Source organism: Micromonospora inaquosa, assembly GCF_003857055.1.
GTDB classification, from domain to species: Bacteria; Actinomycetota; Actinomycetes; order Mycobacteriales; family Micromonosporaceae; genus Micromonospora; species Micromonospora inaquosa.
Genome location: NZ_QGSZ01000336.1, coordinates 1 through 18,479, shown reverse-complemented (window position 1 = coordinate 18,479; position 18,479 = coordinate 1). Strand labels below are relative to the sequence as shown.

Sequence of the window (18,479 nt, the reverse complement as noted above, 5' to 3'; positions counted from 1 at the left end):
GTGCACTGGTCACCGCCGGGCGTCGACCTGGCGGAGTGGCGGGCGGCCCTCGCGGAAGACGTCATCGACCTGCTCGCCACGCTCAACGAGGTGGAGGTCGCGGTCGCGGTGACCCCGGCCGACCGGGCTCTGGCCGATGCGCTGGTGTGGCCCGGCACGGCCGTGTACGAGGTGACCGAGCCCACGCCGAACGCCGTGTTCGCCGCGCTGGAGGGGTATGACCAAGCGGCGGTGCTGGTCAGTGACGTGCCCGACCTGCCCGCACTGACCGTCGGCAAGCTGCTCCGCCCCCTCACCACCCGACCGGTCGCAGTGGCTCCGGTCGAGGGCGGCGGCCCGGGTCTACTCGGGGTCGCGGTACGACTGCCAGCGCCGGGCTGGCTGCCGACGCTGGAACTGGACACGGCCACGCCGGCCGAGGCGCGCGCCAATGCCCCGCGCCCGGGTGACGTCGCGGTCACCGCTGGCTGGCGACGGCTGCGTGGCCCGGCTGACCTGGCCACGCTGGACCCAGCCTTCGAGGGCTGGGAAGCGACCCGCGCCCTTCTCACCGGGTCGGGTCGACCCGGCTGAACCGGTCAGCCCTACCGACCGCCGCGCCCGGTTGCCCGCTGTCGATCTTGCGGGCAACCGGGCGCAGGTAGTCGTTGCGCGGACGTCAGGACTTGGCGTCGCCGTCGCCGTCGCCGTCGGTCTCGTTCGACTGGCCGGGCTGACCGGGCTGGCCCGGCTGATCCGACTGGCCGGGGGCCTTCTCCTCCATCCCGCCGGGGGCGGTGAAGTCGAAGCTGTCCAGCTCGCTGAGGTCCATGTCGTTCATCGCGAAGGCGACCGGGTCGGCGAAGTCGTCGTCCGACGGGAGCAGGTCCGGGTGGCCCCAGACAGCGTCGCGGCCTTCGATGCCACGGTGCTGGGTGAGCGCCGCCCAGAGCGCCGCGGCCTCGCGCAGCCGGCGGGGGCGCAGCTCCAGACCGACCAGCGCGGCGAAGGTCTGCTCGGCGGGACCGCCGGCGGCCCGGCGACGGCGGAACGCCTCACCCAACCGGACGACGTTGGGCAGCCGGTCGCTGGCGGCGTTGTCCACCACGTGGCACACCCAGCCCTCGACCAGGGCGAGTGCGGTTTCCAGGCGGGCCAGTGAGGCCTTCTGTGCCGGAGTGTCCTCCGGGGTGAAGATGCCCTCCAGGGCGATCGCCTGCATCGACTCCGGGTCGGTCGGGTCGACCCGGCCCATCGCCTCCTCGATCGCCTCCCGGTTGACCCGGATGCCCGAGGCGTACATCTCGACAGCGCTGAGCACGTGACCGCGCAGCCACGGGACGTGCTGGAACAGCCGCTGGTGGGCGGCCTCGCGCAGCGCCACGTAGAGGCGGACCTCGTCCTCGGGCAGCTCCAGGCCCTCGCCGTACGCCCGGATGTTGGCCGGGATCAGCGCGGCGGTGCCGGCCGGGCCGAGCGGCAGCCCGATGTCGCCGGCGGAGAGCACCTCCGCGGCGAGCGAACCGAGGGCCTGACCCAACTGGCCGCCGAAGAGCGCGCCACCGAGGGACGCCACCATCGACTGCATCGGGCCGAGCTGGGCGCGGGCCTCCGGTGGCACCAGGTCGCCCATCGCGCCGACCATCCGGCTGGCGACGGGGTCGCACAGCTTGCGCCACACGTCCAGCGTCTTGAAGATCCACTCGTTGCGGTTCCACGCAACCGGGTTCTGGATGCCGGAGGGCCACGCCGAGGCGGGCTCCAACCACAGGTCGGCCAGGCGCAGGGCCTCCTCGACCGCGTTGCGTTCGTACATCGACACCGCCGGGTCACCGGCGGCCGCGAGCTGGCTGGCTGCTACCTGCCGGGCCAGGTCCCAGTTGACCGGCCCGCTGCCCGGCGCGGAGAGCAGGTGCTGCAACTGCGACATGAACTGCTGCATCTGCGCGGGATCGTTGGGGTCTGGTGGCTGCCCACCCGGGAGCGCGAAACCGAACGGAATATCAGGCACGACATCTACGGTACGCGGACCGCGCCCCAGGTCGCCGCCGCTGGCGTTGCGCTGAGGGCGAAGTCGCGCGGCGCATTCGGCGGGCGACCCGGGCCCGGTCGGTACGCTCTGCGGCATGAGACGTCGTGGCCTGACGGTCCTGCTCGGTGCCCTGTTCACCGCCCTGCTGAGCATCGGGGTGCTCCGGGTGCCGATTCCGTACGTGGTGCTGGGCCCGGGGCCGACGGTCAACACCCTCGGCACGACCGACGGTAAGGAGGTCATCCAGGTCTCCGGTCGGGAGACCTCGACCTCGGCCGGCCAGTTGCGGCTGACCACGGTGGGGGTGCAGCCCACAGTGCGGTTGCGTGGGGCGATCGCGGGCTGGTTCTCCGACGACGAGGCGGTGGTGCCGCGCGAGTTGGTCTACCCGCCGGGGGAGTCGACGGAGCAGGTCGAGCAGCGCAACGCCGAGGACTTCAAGGCGTCGCAGACCAGCGCGGAGACCGCCGCGCTGCGGAAGTTGGGCTTTCCAGTGCAGGTGGTGATCAAGACGGTGGCCGGGGACGGCCCGGCGGCCGGGACGCTGAAGGCCGGGGATCTGATCACCTCGGTCGACGGTCAGCCGGTGCCGGTGGCCGCGAAGGTCACCGAGCTGGTCCGGGCGAAGCCGGCGGGCACGGCGTTGACCATCGGTTACACCCGTGACGGGGTGCCGGCCACCGCGACGGTGACCAGTCAGGAGAAGGACGGTCGGCCGCGCATCGGGGTCGAGATCGATCAGCAGCAGCCGCACCCGTTCACGCTCGGCATCGACCTGGGGGACATCGGTGGGCCGAGCGCCGGTCTGATGTTCGCCCTGGGGATCGTGGACAAGTTGACCCCGGCCGACCTCACCGGCGGTCAGGTCATCGCCGGCACCGGCACCATCGACGACGAGGGCGTCGTCGGCCCGATCGGCGGGATCGCCCAGAAGCTGGTCGGTGCCAAGCGCGCCGGGGCGAAGGTCTTCCTGGTGCCGGCGGACAACTGCGCCGAGGCGGTCCGCAATCCGCAGCCCGATCTGCCCCTGCTGCGGGTGGGCTCGTTGGACGAGGCGATGACCGCTCTGGAGGCGTTGCGCGCGGGTGGTCAGCCGGCGCGTTGCTGACCGTTGTGACCGTGCCCCGACACGCTCAGGAACACCCCGTACTCTAGGTGCCTGGTCGGAGCCGATCACATCGAGCGTGCGGAGCCAACAGTGGTCATGCGTAGCAGCAGCCCCCTTCCGAGGATGAGCCGGCGCGGGCGCGTCACCATCGCTGTCCTGGTTGGGGTGTTCGTGCTCTTCACCCTGCTCGGCTGGGGTGTGCAGGCGTGGACGGACTGGCTCTGGTTCGACGAGGTCCGATACACCGAGGTCTTCACCGGCGTCCTGCTCACCCGGCTGGTTCTCTTCCTCGCCATCGGTCTCGGCATGGCGTTGATCGTCGGTGGCAACCTGTGGCTGGCCTACCGGTTGCGCCCACGAATGCGGCCACACTCGGTGGAGCAGGCGACCCTGGAGCGCTACCGGATGGTGCTCAGCCCGCGTCTGGGCACGTGGATCGCGCTGACCGCCGCGGTGGTCGGGCTCTTCGCCGGCCTCTCCGCGCAGAACCGGTGGAACCAGTGGCTGCTCTTCCGCAACGGCGGTGACTTCGGCATCAAGGACCCGGAGTTCGGGGTCGACATCGGCTTCTACGTCTTCCAGCTGCCGTTCTGGCGTTACCTGCTCGGGGTCGCCTTCACCGCTGTGGTGCTGGCCGTGATCGGCGCGCTGGCGGTGCACTACCTCTTCGGCGGCGTCCGCCTGCAGGGCGTCGGTGACCGGATGAGCAACGCGGCCCGCGCGCACCTGAGCACCCTGGTCGCGGTCTTCGTGCTGTTGAAGGCCATCGCGTACGTGTTGGACCGGCGGGCGATGCTGCTGGAGTACAACGAGGGCGCCAAGTTGTACGGTGCCGGCTACGCCGACGTCAACGCGTTGCTGCCGGCGAAGGAGATCCTCGCCTACATCTCGATCGTGGTGGCGATCGCGATCATCGTGTTCTCCAACGCCTGGATGCGGAACCTGGTCTGGCCGGGGATCTCGCTGGCGCTGCTCGGTGTGTCCGCGGTGGCCATCGGCGGCATCTACCCCTGGGCGGTGCAGACCTTCGAGGTCAAGCCGAGCGCCAAGGACAAGGAAGCGCCGTACATCCAGCGCAGCATCGACGCGACACGGGCGGCGTTCGGGTTGGCGGCCACCGAGACGACCCCGTACGCGGCGAACAACCTCACCCCACCGGCGAACCTGGCCACCGACACGTCGGTGGTGTCGAACGTGCGGCTGCTCGACCCGCAGTTGGTCAGCGAGACGTACACCCAGCTCCAGCAGGTGCGTGGCTTCTACGACTTCGGTCCGAAGCTGGACATCGACCGGTACGGGGTGAACGGGAACGTCTCCGATTACGTGGTCGGCGTCCGGGAGATCAACTACGGCGAGTTGACCGACCAGCAGAACACCTGGATCAACCGGCACACCGTCTACACCCACGGGTACGGGCTGGTGGCCGCCCCGGCCAACCAGGTGGTCTGCGGTGGGCAGCCGTTCTTCGTCTCCGGCTTCCTCGGCGAGAAGACCCAGGAGGCGTGCTCCTCGCAGACCGAGCAGATCCCGGCCAAGCAGCCGCGCATCTACTACGGCGAGCGGATGGAGGCCGACGACTACGCCATCGTCGGGCAGTCCGACCCGAACAAGAAGGCCGAGTTCGACAGGCCGGTCGGTGACGGTGGCGGCGAGTCGTACACCTACACCGGCGAGGGCGGTGTGGAGATCGGCTCCTTCACCCGGCGACTGCTGTACGCCATCAAGGAGCAGGAGTCGAACTTCCTGCTCTCCGAGGCGGTCAACAAGGACTCCAGGCTGCTCTACGTGCGTAACCCGCGCGACCGGGTGGAGAAGGTCGCGCCGTTCCTCACCCTGGACGGCGACCCGTACCCGGCGGTGGTGGACGGCCGGGTGCAGTGGATCGTCGACGGTTACACCACGGCGGCCTCCTACCCGTACGCGGAGAAGGTCAACCTGCAGACCGAGACGACCGACGAGTTGACCAACCGGGGCACCTTCCAGCTGGCCCGGGAAGACGTCAACTACATGCGCAACTCGGTGAAGGCCACCGTCGACGCGTACGACGGCACTGTGAAGCTCTACGAGTACGACGACACCGACCCGGTGCTCAAGGCGTGGAACAAGGCGTTCGGTGGTGACCTGGTGCTGCCGAAGGCGGAGATCCCGGTCGAGTTGAGCGAGCACCTGCGTTACCCGGCGGACATGTTCAAGGTGCAGCGCAACTTGCTCACCAAGTTCCACGTGACCAACCCTGGTGACTTCTACTCCGCGCAGGACTTCTGGCAGGTGCCCAACGTGCCGGACGCCCCGGACAGCGGTCAGAAGCAGCCCCCGTACTACCTCTTCACCCAGTTCCCCGGGCAGGAGAGCCCCCGGTTCCAGCTCACCTCGGCGGTCACCCCGAACGGCCGGCAGAACCTCGCCGCGCTGATCTCCGGGTCGTACGTCGACGGGAAGCCACGACTGGAGGTGCTGGAGTTGCCGGACCAGACCCGGATCTCCGGCCCGGTGCAGGTGCACCAGCAGATGACGAACAACGCGAACATTCGTCAGCAGCTCAACCTGCTCTCCAGCAACCAGGCGCAGGTGCAGTACGGCAACCTGCTCTCGTTGCCCTTCGCCGACGGGATGCTCTACGTCGAGCCGGTGTACGTGAAGAGCAACCAGCAGGACGCGTACCCGCTGTTGCAGAAGGTGCTGCTCTCGTACGGTGACGGTGGTTCCTTCGTGGCGCTCGCCGACAACATCAACGACGGCATCAAGCAGTTGGTCGAGCAGGGTAAGAAGGCCGGGCAGGGCACTTCGCCGCCGCCGACGACCGGGGGCAACCCGACGACGCCGACGCCGACGCCTTCGGGGACGGCGACGCCGCCGCCGACCCCGAGCGCCGGCACCCCGCCGCCGGCTGGTGACCTGGCTGCCGCCGCGGACCGGGTGCAGACCGCGATCACCGAGGTCCGGGCCGCGCAGACGTCGGGCGACTTCGAGCGGTACGGGCGTGCGCTGAAGGCGTTGGACGAGGCGCTCACCGCGTTCCAGCAGGCGCAGCAGGCCGCCCCCGGTGCGCCCAGTGTCAGCCCGACTCCCGGCGGCTGACCCACCACCGCCGGGAGTACGTCTCGGAGCCCCCGTCGTCGGACCGCACCGGTCCGTACGGCGGGGGCTCCGCCGCGTCTGGAGCTGTGCCCCGCTGTCACGTCGCCGACAGCCGCGGACGGGGCCGCAACCTGCGGCACCAGCCCGCCGTCCTCACTTGCAACGGGGTGGGATGAGGGGGAGCAGTGGTGAGGGATGCGCAGAGCTTTGATGACTTCTACCGCAGCACCACGCGGCGGATGATGCGGTACGGCTATGCGGTCGTCGGCGACTACACCGAGGCGCAGGACCTGGTGCAGGAGGCGTACGCCCGGGCCTGGCGGCAGTGGGGGAGGTTGTCGGCGCATCCGGCACCGGAGGCGTGGCTGCGGTTGGTGGTGGCCCGGTTGGCGACCGACCGTTGGCGGCGGCTGCGCGGTCTGCGTGGGGCGTTGCGGTTGGCCGGACCGCCGCCGCCGGTGTCTCCGCCCAACGAGGACAGCGTGCTGCTGGTCCGGGCCCTGCGTCAGGTGCCGGCGACCCACCGGCGAGCGTTGGCGCTGCACTACCTGCTCGACATGCCGGTCGAGGAGATCGCCCAGGAAATCGATGTGCCCGTTGGCACGGTGAAGTCGTGGCTTTCCCGCGGCCGGGCCCGACTCGCCGCGTTGCTGCCCGATCTGGTCGTCGTGGAACTGGAGGCCACCGATGTCGCGTGAACTGTCCGAGCTGTACAGGTCCCTCGCCGCCGACGCGGACGCTCGCGATCTGGGCCTTCCCGACGTGCTGCGGCACCAGGCGGACCGTCGGGCCCGATTCCGTGCGGCCGGGGGCACCCTTGCCGTGGCGCTGGTCGTGGTGGGCGCGGTGATCGGTGCCCAGGCGGTTGCCGTGGCACCGCCGCCCGTACCCGCACCGGTCGGCACGGCGGCCTCGCCATCGGCCTCGCCATCGGCCTCGCCATCGGCGTCGCCGTCACCGAGCGCTACTGGCGCCGCGCCGTCGCCGCCCGTCTCGCCGACGACGCCCGGTCGCTCCCCGGGTACGACGACGACGCCTCCGGGTGGCACCGGCACGCAGCCGCCCACGACGCCGACACGCATCCCGGATCGGGCGTTCTTCGCGCTCGCGCCGGCGAACCAGACCGGCATCGCACCGCAGTTCCGGGACGAGGCCGTGCTGCCGGGACTGTGTGGGGCAGCCATCGGGAATGCGCAGGTCGTGCACCGCCGAACCCGGCTCCTGATCTACAAGCTGCCGCAGAACCCCGGCGGGGAGCACGTCCCGGACGGCAGCTACATGCACTCCATCACGATCTACCGGGCCGGGCACGCCGACGACGTGCTGAAGGAGTTGCGGCAGGCGGTGCGGGACTGCCCCGAGCAGGGGTGGCCGGGTGCCAGTTCGGTGCGGAGCAGGCAGCGGCTGCTCCCCGACAGCGGGTTCGGCAACGAGTCGGTGCTGTTCGAGATGCGCAGCGCGGGTCAGGACGTCAACGGCGACCCGACCGGTGTTGAGGACGTGCGGCTGATCCGGGTGATCCGGGTCGGCGACGTGGTGACGGTCCTCTGGGAGCAGGGCTGGGAGAACACTTCCAGCCAGCGGGCTCAGGTCGACGCGGACAGTCGCCGTGCGGTCGCCGCCATCCGGAGGTGGCTTGGCTGACCGGGTGCGCCGGGCCGTGATCCGGCGGATTCGGATGTCGTTTTGCGGGGCGTGGGGGAGGTGCGCTACGGTTAGCGAGCCGACGCGGGGTGGAGCAGCTCGGTAGCTCGCTGGGCTCATAACCCAGAGGTCGCAGGTTCAAATCCTGTCCCCGCTACGAGAGAAACACCAGTTCGAAGCCCGCCTCCGGGTCACCGGAGGCGGGCTTTCGACATTCCGCGGTGCCCGCTGCGGCGTCCGGTGACCCCCACTGATCATCGCCAAAACGGATGGGTTAGTCTTAACCAGTCGACGCGGGGTGGAGCAGCTCGGTAGCTCGCTGGGCTCATAACCCAGAGGTCGCAGGTTCAAATCCTGTCCCCGCTACCACTGAAAGTGATATGAGTCCGGCCCCCACACTGTGGGGGCCGGACTTTTTTGGTGCCGCTGCGAAATGAGGGCCCCGGAGGGGCCGGTACCTGGCAGGCACCGGCCCCCGGCGGGTTCTACCGCAGGCCGAAGGCCCGCGTGACGGTCTGTGTGACGCCGCCACCGTTGCGCTGCTTGGCGGTGACCCGGAACGACACGAAGCCGGCCCGCTGCGGCGCGTTCAAGGACGCCTGCCAGGTGCCCTTCTTCTCCCGCAGGTCCTGCCGCTGCCAGGTAGCCCCGTCGTCGTAGGAGACCTCCAACGTGAGCGAGGAGACCGCGTCCTGAGCGGCGGCGCCGCCCAACACCACGGGCGTGATGGAGAGGTCGCTGCGGCGCTTCGCCAGCCCCGTGAAGTCCACATCCGCCTCATAGTCCAACTGGACCAGTGGGACGGCCTTCACCTCTGGGTTGCTACCGGAGACGAAGCTCCACTCGGTACGTGTGCTGGTCGAGTACTGGCTGAAGTCCGGATCGCCCGTCGTGTCGATGACCAGCCGGTACGGCAGTTTCTCCGGTGGCAGATCGGAGGCGTTGAGCCAGGGGAAGCCTTCGGCCTGGGCCACCTGCTTGTCGCCCTGGTAGAGGACGGCCCGCTGCGGCAGCCGGGTCCCGCCGCCGTGCGCGGCTCCCGCGTCGCTGAACACCTCGAGAGTGGCGCTGAACCAGGTGTCAGCTCGGACCAGGGTGTTGTTGATGAGCAGGCGCGGCCGCATGATCGGCCCGAACCAGCGGTCCTTCTGTGAGCTGCCCGGCTGAAAGGTCGTCACGTCCGTGCGTGACTGCGCCCAGTCGCCGATGTCGGTCTGCTGCTGCCACTTGATGTCGCTGCCGGCGGTGACCCAGTCGGTCCGCGGCCCCGGCGAGACCAGCTGGGATGGGAACGCGGGTGCGGCGGCGTAGGCGTACGGCGGGAAGTCCACCCGCCGTTCCAGCGACGACTGCCCCGGGATCGGGGAGAGCGTCAGGTCGATCCGGGCGAGGTCCCGGGGGCCGGTCTTGGCGGAGGGGTCGCGGGGCACCCCGCTGTGGCTGTCGACCAGGTCGTAGAGGTATCGCGGCACGGGGTGGGCCTCCACGGCCAGCCGTACCGGGTGGTGGCCGGTGGTGATCTTCTGGATCAGCGCCTCGCCCTGGTCGGAAAGGAGAGCGGCGACCGGGATCGGACCGGTTGTCACCGTGTCCGGGTTGCCGTACCAGTCGTTCTTGCGGCCCTCGTGGTCGTTGACCACGAGGAGCATCGCCGCGCCGGCGGCGTGCGCCGCCGCAGCCTGATCCGTCGGGACCACCGAGTCGTTGCTGCGGACGACCACAGCCTTGCCGCGTGCGGACAGGCCGGAGTAGTCGGCCTTCGCGCCGTTGCCGGCGAAGACGGCCTCCAGACGCGTGGTGCCGTCCGGCAACGCCCGCGCACCCGGCTGAACAAGGGGATCGCCGAGGCGACGGCCCTCGTAGCTGATCTCCAGCGGCGTCTGCTCAGCCCGGATCCGGGTGGTGAAGACGAAGCTGCCCTTCTTCACCTTCTGGGTCGGGAGTGCCCAGAGACTGTCGTAGCTGGCGCTGGGGAAGGTGGTCGTCAGCATGGCGGTCGGGTCGCCGGGCTTCGGTTCGGTCGAGGTGAAGGAGCGGTAGACATCGATCCTGCTGTTGGTGATAGCGGTCGGCTGAGCTGTCGCCACCTTCACCTGGCGGGCCTGCGACGCGTCGAGGGTGACGACGCGGTCGGTCGTCAACTCCACCTCGGGAGCGCTCAGCATCGCCAGGCCGAGGGAGTGCGGACCGTTGCGCCCCTCCACGTCCACCGTGGTGGCCAGGGCGTACGTGCCGGGGGCCAACCGGCTGCGGAGCTCTCCGTTGATCACCCACATGAAGGTGGAGCCCGTGTCGGCGTTGAAGATCTCGACCTCGCCGGTCGTCGGTCGGCCGGCGCGGTCCTTCAGGCGAATGGTGAGGCCGTACTTCTTGGACTCGACGGCGACCCCGGCGGCGGTGTGCACCTCGCCGGCCGCGAAACGGGCCCTGATCTGCGCGGAGTACCTGCCGGTGGGGAGGCCCTCCGGGTCCACCACGACGTCGACCGTCGAGGTTCCGTGCGCTGGCACCGTGACGCGGTTGGCGGTTGCCGTGAACGTCCGCGCGGGGGAGGTGCCCCGGTCGACCGAGAGCTCCAACGTGATCGGCTTGGCCGTGGTGTTGGTGTAGGTGATCTTCCGCTTGATCGGCTGCGGAGTCGTGCCCGGCGACCATTTGACGAGTCCGGCGTCCACCGAGCCGGTGGCGATGACCTGGTCCTGGTGGTAGGCGGCGGCGACGTTCAACCGACCACTGCCGGCCTGGTAGGCGTTGTAGTCGGGGGTGCGGACGCTGGTGCTCATCAGCGCATCCTTGATCTGCTGCGGACTCCAGTCCGGGTGCTTCTGCACCAGCAGGGCAGCCGCCCCGGCGACATGCGGCGCCGCCATCGAGGTGCCACTGTTCTCGACGTACCAGCCCTCGCTCCAGATGTCGTACTGGGAGCGCGCCGCCAGCACGTTCACGCCGGGAGCGGTGATGTCGGGCTTCAGGGCCTCGTCGTTCAGGCGGGGCCCGACGCTGGAGAAGCTGGCCAGGTGGTCGGTGGAGTCCACCGCCCCGACGGTGAGCGCGGCGTCCGCGGTGCCCGGCGCACCAAGGGTGAACGGATCAGATCCCCGGTTGCCGGCGGCGACGACGAAGAGAGCCCCCGTCTCGGCGGTCAGTTTGTTCACGGCCTGGCTCAGCGGATCGTCCTGGGTCTGCCAGGCGCTCACACCCAGGCTCATGTTGATCACCTTGGCGCGTTCGGTGCGCGCCGCCCACTCCATTCCCGCGATGATCCCCGAGATCGACCCGGTGCCATTCTCGTCGAGGACCTTGCCGATCACCAGATCGGCGTCGGGGGCGACGCCCCGCTCCTTGCCGCCGGAGGCGGCGCCCGTCCCGGCCACTGTGGACGCGGTGTGGGTGCCGTGCCCGTTGTGGTCGACCACGTCCTGGTTGGGGATGAAACTCCGCGAGGCCGCGATCTGGTTCACGAAATCGGGGTGGGCGGTGTCCACCCCGCCATCCAGGACGGCGACCCGGACACCCGTGCCGGTGCCCCCCGAAGCCCAGGCCGAAGGTGCGCCGATCTGCGTGGTGCTCTCGGCGAGGGCGGCCTTCGCCTTGCCGTCGAGCCACACCTTGTCGACGCCGGCCGTGAAGGAAGGTGCCGGGGTGGCGGCGCTCCGGCCGGCCGCCGACTGGCCGCCCGCGGTGAGCGCCGACCAGAAGTCCGCGGCCTGCGATCGGCGGGTGCGAAGCGCTTCACCATCGACGGAGGGGAGTTCCAACGTGGTCCGCGCGCCCGGCAGCGTACTGCCGGTCCTGAGCTTCGCCGAACCCGCCGTGCGGGTGACGATCAGGGGAAGTTCGGCGGTCCGCGCGTCGTCGTAGCCCTGCGCGATGAGCTGGGTGACGTCGAAGAGTTGCTTGTCGAGCCGACCGGTCGCGAGGTAGGGCATCGCCTCGTCCGGGTACACGTAGGTGTCCCCGTCCTCGGTGGAGATGCGCACCGAGCCGGTGGCGCCCGGTGCGCGCTCGACGTCCACGCTGGGGGTTGCGCCCTGGGTGCCGGGGGTCATCGTCACCCGGTCGCCGGTGATCAGCGTGACCGTGACGGGGGCGCGGTCCGCGCTGCCCGTCCGTGCGGGTGCCGACGGCGGCGGTGGGGCGGTGTAGCACCGTGGGCCGCCGTGGGAGTGAGGAGAGCGGCGACGAGGGTGACGCCGACCGCTGCCGCCGCAGATCTTCGGGTGCGAAGGATCCGCGCGCTGTCTACAAAGTTGACCATGGACAGAATCCGACCACCTCCGGAGATTCATGTAAAGATCATCATCTTTGCCGGGGTGTTGCGAGTACGTTGCGCGATGGCCGGGGGGTTCCGGACGATTCCGGTCCAGGATTCGGCGTGGACCGACGTGCCGAGGTTGCGCCCTTCGGCGAGGATGGGCACATGTCTTCATTCGGTAAGTGGTGGGGCCGCCTGAGCGCGGTCTTCGGTGCGGTCGTACTGGCGGTCTTCGTGCCCGTGGCGGCCTGGGCGTCCACGGGCACCGGCGAACTCGCGGTGGAGGCCGCCCGGCGGCGCGGACGCGGCGGCTTCGGGGTGCTGCCGCTGCTCTGCTGCCTGGTGGTGGTCGCGATCGTCGTGTTCCTGGTGCTGCGTCTGATGCGCAACCGTCGGGGTGGCCCGCCGCGCTGACCAGGTCGCCGGCGGCCCGCCGCGCTGACCAGTTCGGCGGCACCGACGGATCACCAGCGGCCGGCACCGGGCCGGCCGCCGGTGCTCACACCGCCAGGGCCGCGATGGCCTGGGACAGGAAGCGCGCGGTGGCCTCGCGGGTGCCGTCGCGCTTGACGCGGATGCGCTCGGCGGCGGTCACCAGCAGGGTGCGCACCTTGGGGTGCCCCTTGGGCGGCGGCGCCGGCGCCGGCCCGAGCAGGTCGGCGAGGCTGGCGCCGAACGCGGCGGCACGTCGCTGGGCCGGGTCGGTGATGCTGCCCTCGGCGTAGCGGCGGACCGCGGAGCTGGCGTTCAGCCCACGCTCGTGGCCGAGGAGCGCGCCGACCTCACCGTTGTTGGTCAAGAAGTTGATCACGTCGACGACCGCATCCGGGTGGCGGGTGCCCCGGAATGCTGCCCAGTACATCGACGCCCGCGCCCACTGGGCCCCCGGCGGGCCGGGGAAGCCGACGATGCCCAACTCGGACTCGGTGAGTCGTTGCAGCTCCGGTAGTTGGTGCGACCAGGCGAAGGACGCGGCGGTCGCCCCGCTCACCACCAGCTGTCGGGCCGGCTCGCCGCTGTCGGCCTGCTCGACCAGCGCCGCGCTCGGTGTGGCCCGCGCCCGGCGGGCCCGCTGCCACAGCTCGAACCACGCGATCAGCTCGTCCGCGCCGAAGCCGAGCTGGTTGCCCCGGTAGAACTCGCCGCCCTGCGACCGCAGCCAGAGCCAGAGCGCCCGGTAGTCGCCCGACCCGTCCATGGTGCCGGCCACCCGGCGGTCGCTTACCTCGGTGACCTGTGTGGCCCAGGAGATGTAGTCGGCCCAGGTCATCCCGGCCCGTGGCTCCGGCATCCGCAGCTCCCGCAGCAGGTCCCGGTTGAACACCACGACGGCGTGGGTCTGCCCGGCGGCCACCGCCATCGTCCGCCCCTCCACCGTGCCGTAACGGATCAGGCCCTCCGGCAGGCCCCGAAGATCCAGGTGCCGGTCGGTGAGGTCGAGAATGACCTGACGTTGGGTGTACTCGGTCAGCATGGCGTCGTCGATCTGGATCAGGTCCGGTACGTTCCCGCCGCCCGCCTGCGTGGCCAACCGGTCGTAGTAGCCGTCGGCGCCCTGCCAGGTGACCCGGAAGCTGACCCGGGGGTTGCGATTCGAGTAGAGCCGGAGCGCCTTCTCGGTGAGCTCGGCCCGCTTGGTGTCACCCCACCAGAAGACCGACAGCTCGACGGGCCCGTCCTGGGCCGAGGTGGCGGCGTCGTCGCTGCACGCCGCCAGCCCCCCGGTCGCGAGCAAAGGTGCGCCGACCAGCGCGCTGAGCAGGCGGCGCCGGCCCGGGTCGGCGCCGAGGCGGTCGAGCGGGGGGCGAACAACGGGCACGGGGCTCTCCTGGACCTACGGGGGTGGCGGTCGGACCATTCACGCAGGCAGCGCACGAAGGTGTCAACGTCCGTCCGGTCACCCTCGGCTGGGTGGTCGAATCAGGGTCTTCCCCTGTCGCGTGGTGTACTAGGGCGCGTGGAACTTCTGCACTCGGGCAAGGTTCGGGACGTCTACGCCGACGGCGACGACCTGATTCTGGTCGCCTCGGACCGCATCTCGATCTACGACGTGGCGCTGCCGACACCGATCCCGGACAAGGGCCGCCTGCTCACCGCACTCTCGCTGTGGTGGTTCGAGCAGCTCGCCGACCTGGTGCCGAACCACGTCATCTCGGCCACCGACGTGCCCGCCGAGTTCGCCGGGCGGGCGATCCGCTGTCAGCGGCTGGACATGCTCCCGGTCGAGTGCGTCGCTCGCGGCTACCTCACCGGCGGCGGTCTGCGGGAGTACGAGCAGACCGGCTCCGTTTCCGGGATAGCACTGCCCCGAGGGCTGGGCGAGGCGTCGATCCTGCCCGAGCCGATCTTCACGCCGTCGAGCAAGGCGCCGATGGGCGAGCACGACGAGCCCATCACGTACGACGACGTGGTGGACAAGGTGGGCCAGGCCACCGCCGAGCGGCTGCGGCAGATCACCATCGACGTCTACCGGCGCGGCGCGGAGCTGGCCGCCGATCGGGGCATCCTGATCGCCGACACCAAGATCGAGTTGGGTTGGGCGCCGGACGGCACCCTGGTCCTCGCCGACGAGCTGCTCACCTCCGACTCGTCGCGGTTCTGGCCGGCCGAGTCGTACCAGCCGGGCCGCGTGCAGTTCTCCTACGACAAGCAGTACGTGCGGGACTGGGCCACCGGCGGCGGCTGGAACAAGCAGCCCCCAGCCCCGGACGTGCCGGACGAGGTCGTCGAGGCGACCCGCGCCCGCTACGTCGAGGTGTACGAGAAGCTCACCGGTAACCGCTGGGAGTGACCGGGGCAGCGCCCTTTCGCCGCACCTGCTGGACCTGACCGTCATCACCGTCGAGGATGGACCCGTCACTCTTCGTGGAGTCTGGGGCGGTCGGATGAACGGCGACATGTGGATCAGGGCACTCAAGGCGGCCCGGGCCGGTGCGGGGGTCTCGCAGGAGGCCCTGGCGGAGCTGATCAGGTGGAGCCCGTCCACCATCGCGGCTATCGAGACCGGGCGGCGCCGGCCCACCCCGCAGTTCGCCGAGGCGGCGGACGCGGCGCTGGACACCGGCGGCCTGCTGGCCGAGCTGCTGGCGGTGGCGGCCCGGCAGGAGTCGCCGGCCTGGTTCGCGCCGTGGCGAGCGATCGAGGCCGAGGCGGTCACCCTCCGCACCGTTCAACCGTCGCTGGTGCCGGGCCTGCTCCAGACCGAGGCGTACGCGCACGCGGTGCTCAGCGCCCAGGGCACCCACACCCCGGAGCAGGTCGCCCAGCTGGTCGCCGGCCGGCTGGTCCGCCAGGAGCTGCTGACCGGCTCGGCCCCGAAGCGGTTCACCGCGATCGTTGACGAGACCGCGCTGCGCCGCGTGGTCGGCGATCGGGACGTCCAACGCGCCCAGTTGGAGCGGCTGGCCGAGCTGACCACCCTGCCCCAGGTCCGGCTCTATGTGATCCCCGCCGGGGTGGGCGCGCACGCCGGGCTGGCCGGCGGCTTCGTGCTGGCCGCGCTGCCTGGCGGCGACGAGGTGGCCTACGTCGACGGCGTCTTCGGTCAGATCGTCGACCGGCCCGACACCGTGGCTACCATCAGGACGATGTGGGACACGCTGCTGGGTGAGGCCCTGCCGGCGAGCGTGTCCGTCGAGCTGATCGGAAAGCTGGTGAACGAGCTGTGAACTCCGCCCCCACCCCTCGGTGGCGCGTGTCGACCCGGTCCGGCAACGGCGGCGACACCTGCGTGGAGGTGGCCGACAACCTTCCGGACCAGGTGCTGGTCCGCGACTCCACCGACCGCGCCGGTGCCGTTCTCACCTTCGCGCCGGCGTCGTGGCGCGCGTTCGTGGCGCGGGTCCGCACCGGCCGCTGAGGTCAGTCCACCCAGTCCAGGGTGCGCCGCACGGCCTTGTGCCACTGGCGCAGCTCCTGATCGCGCAGCTCCGGGGCCATCGCCGGCCCCCACTGCGCGTCGGAGCGCCACTGCGCCCGCAGGGTGGCCAGGTCCGGCCAGAAACCGACCGCCAGACCGGCCGCGTACGCGGCGCCCAGGCAGGTGGTCTCGGTGATCCGGGAGCGGACCACAGGCACGTCGAGCACATCGGCGAGGAACTGCATGAGCAGGCCGTTGGCGGTCATCCCGCCGTCCACCCGCAGCCGGCGCAGCGCCACATCCGAGTCGGCGTTCATCGCGTCGACCACCTCGCGGGTCTGCCACGCCGACGCCTCCAGCACCGCACGGGCCAGGTGCCCCTTGGTGATGTAGCCGGTCAGACCGGCGATCACCCCGCGGGCGTCGCTGCGCCAGTGCGGGGCGAACAGCCCGGAGAACGCCGGCACCACGTAACAGCCGCCGTTGTCGTCCACGGTGCGGGCCAACTCCTCCACCTTGGCGGCAGTGGAGATCAGCCCGAGGTTGTCCCGCAGCCACTGCACCAGCGAGCCGGTGACGGCGATCGCGCCCTCCAGGGCGTACGCCGGTGGTTGGTCCTTGATCCGGTAGGCGACCGTGGTGAGCAGGCCGTGCGTCGACGGGACCGGGCTGGCGCCGGTGTTGAGCAGCAGGAAACTGCCGGTGCCGTAGGTGCACTTCGCCTCGCCCGGCTGGAAGCAGGTCTGGCCGAACAGGGCGGCCTGCTGGTCGCCGAGCGCACTGGCCACCGGCACCCCGGCGAGCACCCCGCTGGCCGTGCCGTACACCTCGGCGGAGCAGCGGATCTCCGGCAGCATCGCCGCCGGCACGCCCATCGCGTCCAGCAGCTCCGGCGCCCAGTCCAGGGTGGTGAGGTCCATCAGCATGGTCCGGCTGGCGTTGGTCACGTCGGTGACGTGCTCGCCGGTCAGCTTCCAGATCAGCCAGCTGTCAATGGTGCCGAAGAGCACCTCGCCGCGTTCGGCGCGCTCGCGCAGGCCGTCGACCTCGTCGAGCAGCCAGCGCAGCTTCGGCCCGGCGAAGTAGGTGGCCAGCGGCAGGCCCGTGCGGGCCCGGAACCGCTCCTCGCCGTACGCCGAAGCGAGCTCGCGCAGCAGCGGCCCGGTCCGGGTGTCCTGCCAGACGATGGCGTTGGCCACCGGGCGGCCGGTGGCCCGGTCCCAGACGACGGTGGTCTCCCGCTGGTTGGTGATGCCGACGGCGGCCAACCCGGACGTGTCGGTGCCGGCGGCCCGCAGCGCCTCGGCGACCACCTGCTGGACGTTGTCCCAGATCTCCTCGGCGTCGTGCTCCACCCAACCCGGTTGGGGGAAGATCTGCCGGTGTTCGCGCTGGGCCACGGCGACGATGTCCCCGGCCCGGTCGAAGACGATGCACCGCGAGGAGGTGGTGCCCTGGTCGATGGCGGCGACGTACTGGGGGGTCACCGCAGCACCGTACCCGGGCGGCGGCGCGGCGCGACAGGCGTGACGGTGGGTTTCGGCCCGCCGCCGTCGGCGTCTATTCGCTTCGCCTACGATGTGCGAACGTGCGCGACATCGCAGTTTTCAGTGGAACCGCCCATCCCGACCTGGCTGCCGAGATCTGCGCTCACCTGGGGGTGCCGCTGCACCCGGTGCGGGTCTCCCGGTTCGCGAACGACTGTCTGGAAGTCCAGTTGCAGGCCAACTGCCGGGAGCGGGACGTCTTCCTGATCCAGCCGCTGGTGCCGCCGGTGCAGGAGCACCTGGTGGAGCTGCTGCTGATGATCGACGCGGCCCGGGGTGCCTCCGCCGGTCGGATCACCGTGGTGCTGCCGCATTACGCGTACGCCCGTTCGGACAAGAAGGACGCGCCGCGGATCTCGATCGGCGCGCGGCTCGTCGCTGATCTGCTCACCTCGGCAGGGGCGGACCGGGTGCTCGCGATGACCCTGCACTCGCCGCAGGTGCACGGCTTCTTCAGCGTGCCGGTGGATCATCTGCACGCGCTGCGGGAGCTGGCCACCCACTTCCGGCGGTACGACCTCAGCAACACCGTGGTGGTCTCGCCCGACCTGGGCAACGCCAAGGAGGCCGCGGCCTTCGCCCGGTTGCTCGGCACGCCGGTCGCGGCCGGCGCGAAGCAGCGCTTCAGCGATGACCTGGTCAAGATCAGCGCGGTGATCGGTGACGTGACCGACCGGGACGTCATCGTGCTGGACGACGAGATCGCCAAGGGCAGCACCGTGGTCGAGCTGATGGAGCATCTGCGCGGCCTGAAGGTCCGGTCGATCCGGCTCGCCTGCACGCACGGCCTCTTCTCCGGCGACGCGTTGCAGCGGCTCAGCGACCAGGGCGGCGTCCTGGAGATCGTCTGCACCAACACGGTGCCCATCCCGGCCGCCAAGCGGGTCCCCAAGTTGCGGGTCCTGTCGGTTGCCCCCGCCCTGGCCGAGGCGACGCGCCGAATCCACAACGGGGAGTCCGTCTCCGCGCTCTTCGCC

Annotated in this window: 14 protein-coding genes and 2 tRNA genes; 12 read left to right on the top strand and 4 right to left on the bottom strand. The window is 70.7% G+C overall.

What is annotated here, in order from left to right; genetic code table 11:
• The coding region (locus DLJ59_RS30735; protein ID WP_244236311.1) for a glycosyltransferase family protein at window positions 1–573 on the top strand (573 nt) is incomplete at its 5' end.
• 85 nt (window positions 574–658) lie between these two features.
• Here the strand turns inward: DLJ59_RS30735 and DLJ59_RS30730 are convergent.
• The gene (locus tag DLJ59_RS30730) at window positions 659–1,990 is read right to left on the bottom strand and encodes a zinc-dependent metalloprotease (RefSeq protein WP_124777079.1); all 1,332 of its coding nucleotides are present in this window, start codon (window positions 1,988–1,990) and stop codon (window positions 659–661) included.
• 115 nt (window positions 1,991–2,105) lie between these two features.
• On the opposite strand from DLJ59_RS30730, the gene DLJ59_RS30725 reads away from it, so the two are divergent.
• From DLJ59_RS30725 to DLJ59_RS30700, 6 genes are all read left to right on the top strand, one after another.
• Window positions 2,106–3,119, top strand: coding sequence for a YlbL family protein (locus DLJ59_RS30725; protein WP_208648890.1), 1,014 nt, complete (start codon window positions 2,106–2,108; stop codon window positions 3,117–3,119).
• A 96-nt stretch (window positions 3,120–3,215) separates the two neighbouring features.
• Entirely contained in the window at window positions 3,216–6,197 is a 2,982-nt protein-coding gene (locus DLJ59_RS30720; protein WP_124777077.1) for a UPF0182 family membrane protein, read from the top strand.
• A 188-nt stretch (window positions 6,198–6,385) separates the two neighbouring features.
• A complete protein-coding gene (locus tag DLJ59_RS30715; protein WP_124777075.1) occupies window positions 6,386–6,895 on the top strand; it encodes an RNA polymerase sigma factor in 510 nt (169 codons plus the stop codon).
• Entirely contained in the window at window positions 6,885–7,841 is a 957-nt protein-coding gene (locus DLJ59_RS30710) for a hypothetical protein (RefSeq protein ID WP_124777073.1), read from the top strand. The genes DLJ59_RS30715 and DLJ59_RS30710 overlap by 11 nt, the downstream gene beginning before the upstream one ends.
• Before the next feature lie 83 nt (window positions 7,842–7,924).
• Window positions 7,925–7,998: transfer RNA gene (locus DLJ59_RS30705), tRNA-Met, on the top strand.
• Between the two features lie 135 nt (window positions 7,999–8,133).
• Window positions 8,134–8,210, top strand: a tRNA-Met gene (locus DLJ59_RS30700).
• Between the two features lie 116 nt (window positions 8,211–8,326).
• Here DLJ59_RS30700 and DLJ59_RS30695 read toward each other — a convergent pair.
• Window positions 8,327–11,890, bottom strand: a complete 3,564-nt coding sequence (locus DLJ59_RS30695) for a S8 family serine peptidase (protein ID WP_124777084.1) — start codon at window positions 11,888–11,890, stop codon at window positions 8,327–8,329.
• A 371-nt stretch (window positions 11,891–12,261) separates the two neighbouring features.
• On the opposite strand from DLJ59_RS30695, the gene DLJ59_RS30690 reads away from it, so the two are divergent.
• Window positions 12,262–12,510 (top strand): hypothetical protein, encoded by a 249-nt coding sequence (locus tag DLJ59_RS30690; RefSeq protein ID WP_124777071.1) that lies wholly within the window; start codon window positions 12,262–12,264, stop codon window positions 12,508–12,510.
• A gap of 85 nt (window positions 12,511–12,595) precedes the next feature.
• On the opposite strand, the gene DLJ59_RS30685 is transcribed toward DLJ59_RS30690, so the two are convergent.
• On the bottom strand, window positions 12,596–13,915 hold the full coding sequence (locus tag DLJ59_RS30685; protein WP_124777068.1) for an ABC transporter substrate-binding protein: 1,320 nt from the start codon (window positions 13,913–13,915) through the stop codon (window positions 12,596–12,598).
• A gap of 138 nt (window positions 13,916–14,053) precedes the next feature.
• On the opposite strand from DLJ59_RS30685, the gene DLJ59_RS30680 reads away from it, so the two are divergent.
• From DLJ59_RS30680 to DLJ59_RS30670, 3 genes are all read left to right on the top strand, one after another.
• Window positions 14,054–14,887 carry a phosphoribosylaminoimidazolesuccinocarboxamide synthase gene (locus tag DLJ59_RS30680; RefSeq protein ID WP_124777065.1) on the top strand — a complete coding sequence of 278 codons (834 nt, stop codon included), beginning with the start codon at window positions 14,054–14,056 and terminating at the stop codon, window positions 14,885–14,887.
• A 94-nt stretch (window positions 14,888–14,981) separates the two neighbouring features.
• Complete coding sequence (locus DLJ59_RS30675) at window positions 14,982–15,764, top strand: helix-turn-helix domain-containing protein (RefSeq protein ID WP_124777063.1); 783 nt, start codon at window positions 14,982–14,984, stop codon at window positions 15,762–15,764.
• A 26-nt stretch (window positions 15,765–15,790) separates the two neighbouring features.
• Window positions 15,791–15,955 (top strand): DUF397 domain-containing protein, encoded by a 165-nt coding sequence (locus DLJ59_RS30670; protein ID WP_341869657.1) that lies wholly within the window; start codon window positions 15,791–15,793, stop codon window positions 15,953–15,955.
• A 2-nt stretch (window positions 15,956–15,957) separates the two neighbouring features.
• Here DLJ59_RS30670 and glpK read toward each other — a convergent pair whose 3' ends face one another.
• Window positions 15,958–17,442: a glycerol kinase GlpK gene (gene glpK / locus DLJ59_RS30665; protein WP_124777059.1), complete on the bottom strand. Its 1,485-nt coding sequence runs from the start codon at window positions 17,440–17,442 to the stop codon at window positions 15,958–15,960.
• Between the two features lie 101 nt (window positions 17,443–17,543).
• On the opposite strand from glpK, the gene DLJ59_RS30660 reads away from it, so the two are divergent.
• Window positions 17,544–18,479, top strand: a 936-nt coding sequence (locus DLJ59_RS30660; protein ID WP_148096983.1) for a ribose-phosphate diphosphokinase, incomplete at its 3' end; no start/stop codon positions are given.

What these genes read in the sequence shown, in the direction of transcription:
- DLJ59_RS30710 (WP_124777073.1), top strand. Translation starts at nt 6,885, where the DNA reads ATGTCGCGTGAACTGTCCGAGCTGTACAGGTCCCTCGCCGCCGACGCG.
- DLJ59_RS30695 (WP_124777084.1), bottom strand. Translation starts at nt 11,890, where the DNA reads ATGACCCCCGGCACCCAGGGCGCAACCCCCAGCGTGGACGTCGAGCGC.
- DLJ59_RS30720 (WP_124777077.1), top strand. Translation starts at nt 3,216, where the DNA reads ATGCGTAGCAGCAGCCCCCTTCCGAGGATGAGCCGGCGCGGGCGCGTC.
- DLJ59_RS30690 (WP_124777071.1), top strand. Translation starts at nt 12,262, where the DNA reads ATGTCTTCATTCGGTAAGTGGTGGGGCCGCCTGAGCGCGGTCTTCGGT.
- DLJ59_RS30675 (WP_124777063.1), top strand. Translation starts at nt 14,982, where the DNA reads ATGAACGGCGACATGTGGATCAGGGCACTCAAGGCGGCCCGGGCCGGT.
- DLJ59_RS30725 (WP_208648890.1), top strand. Translation starts at nt 2,106, where the DNA reads ATGAGACGTCGTGGCCTGACGGTCCTGCTCGGTGCCCTGTTCACCGCC.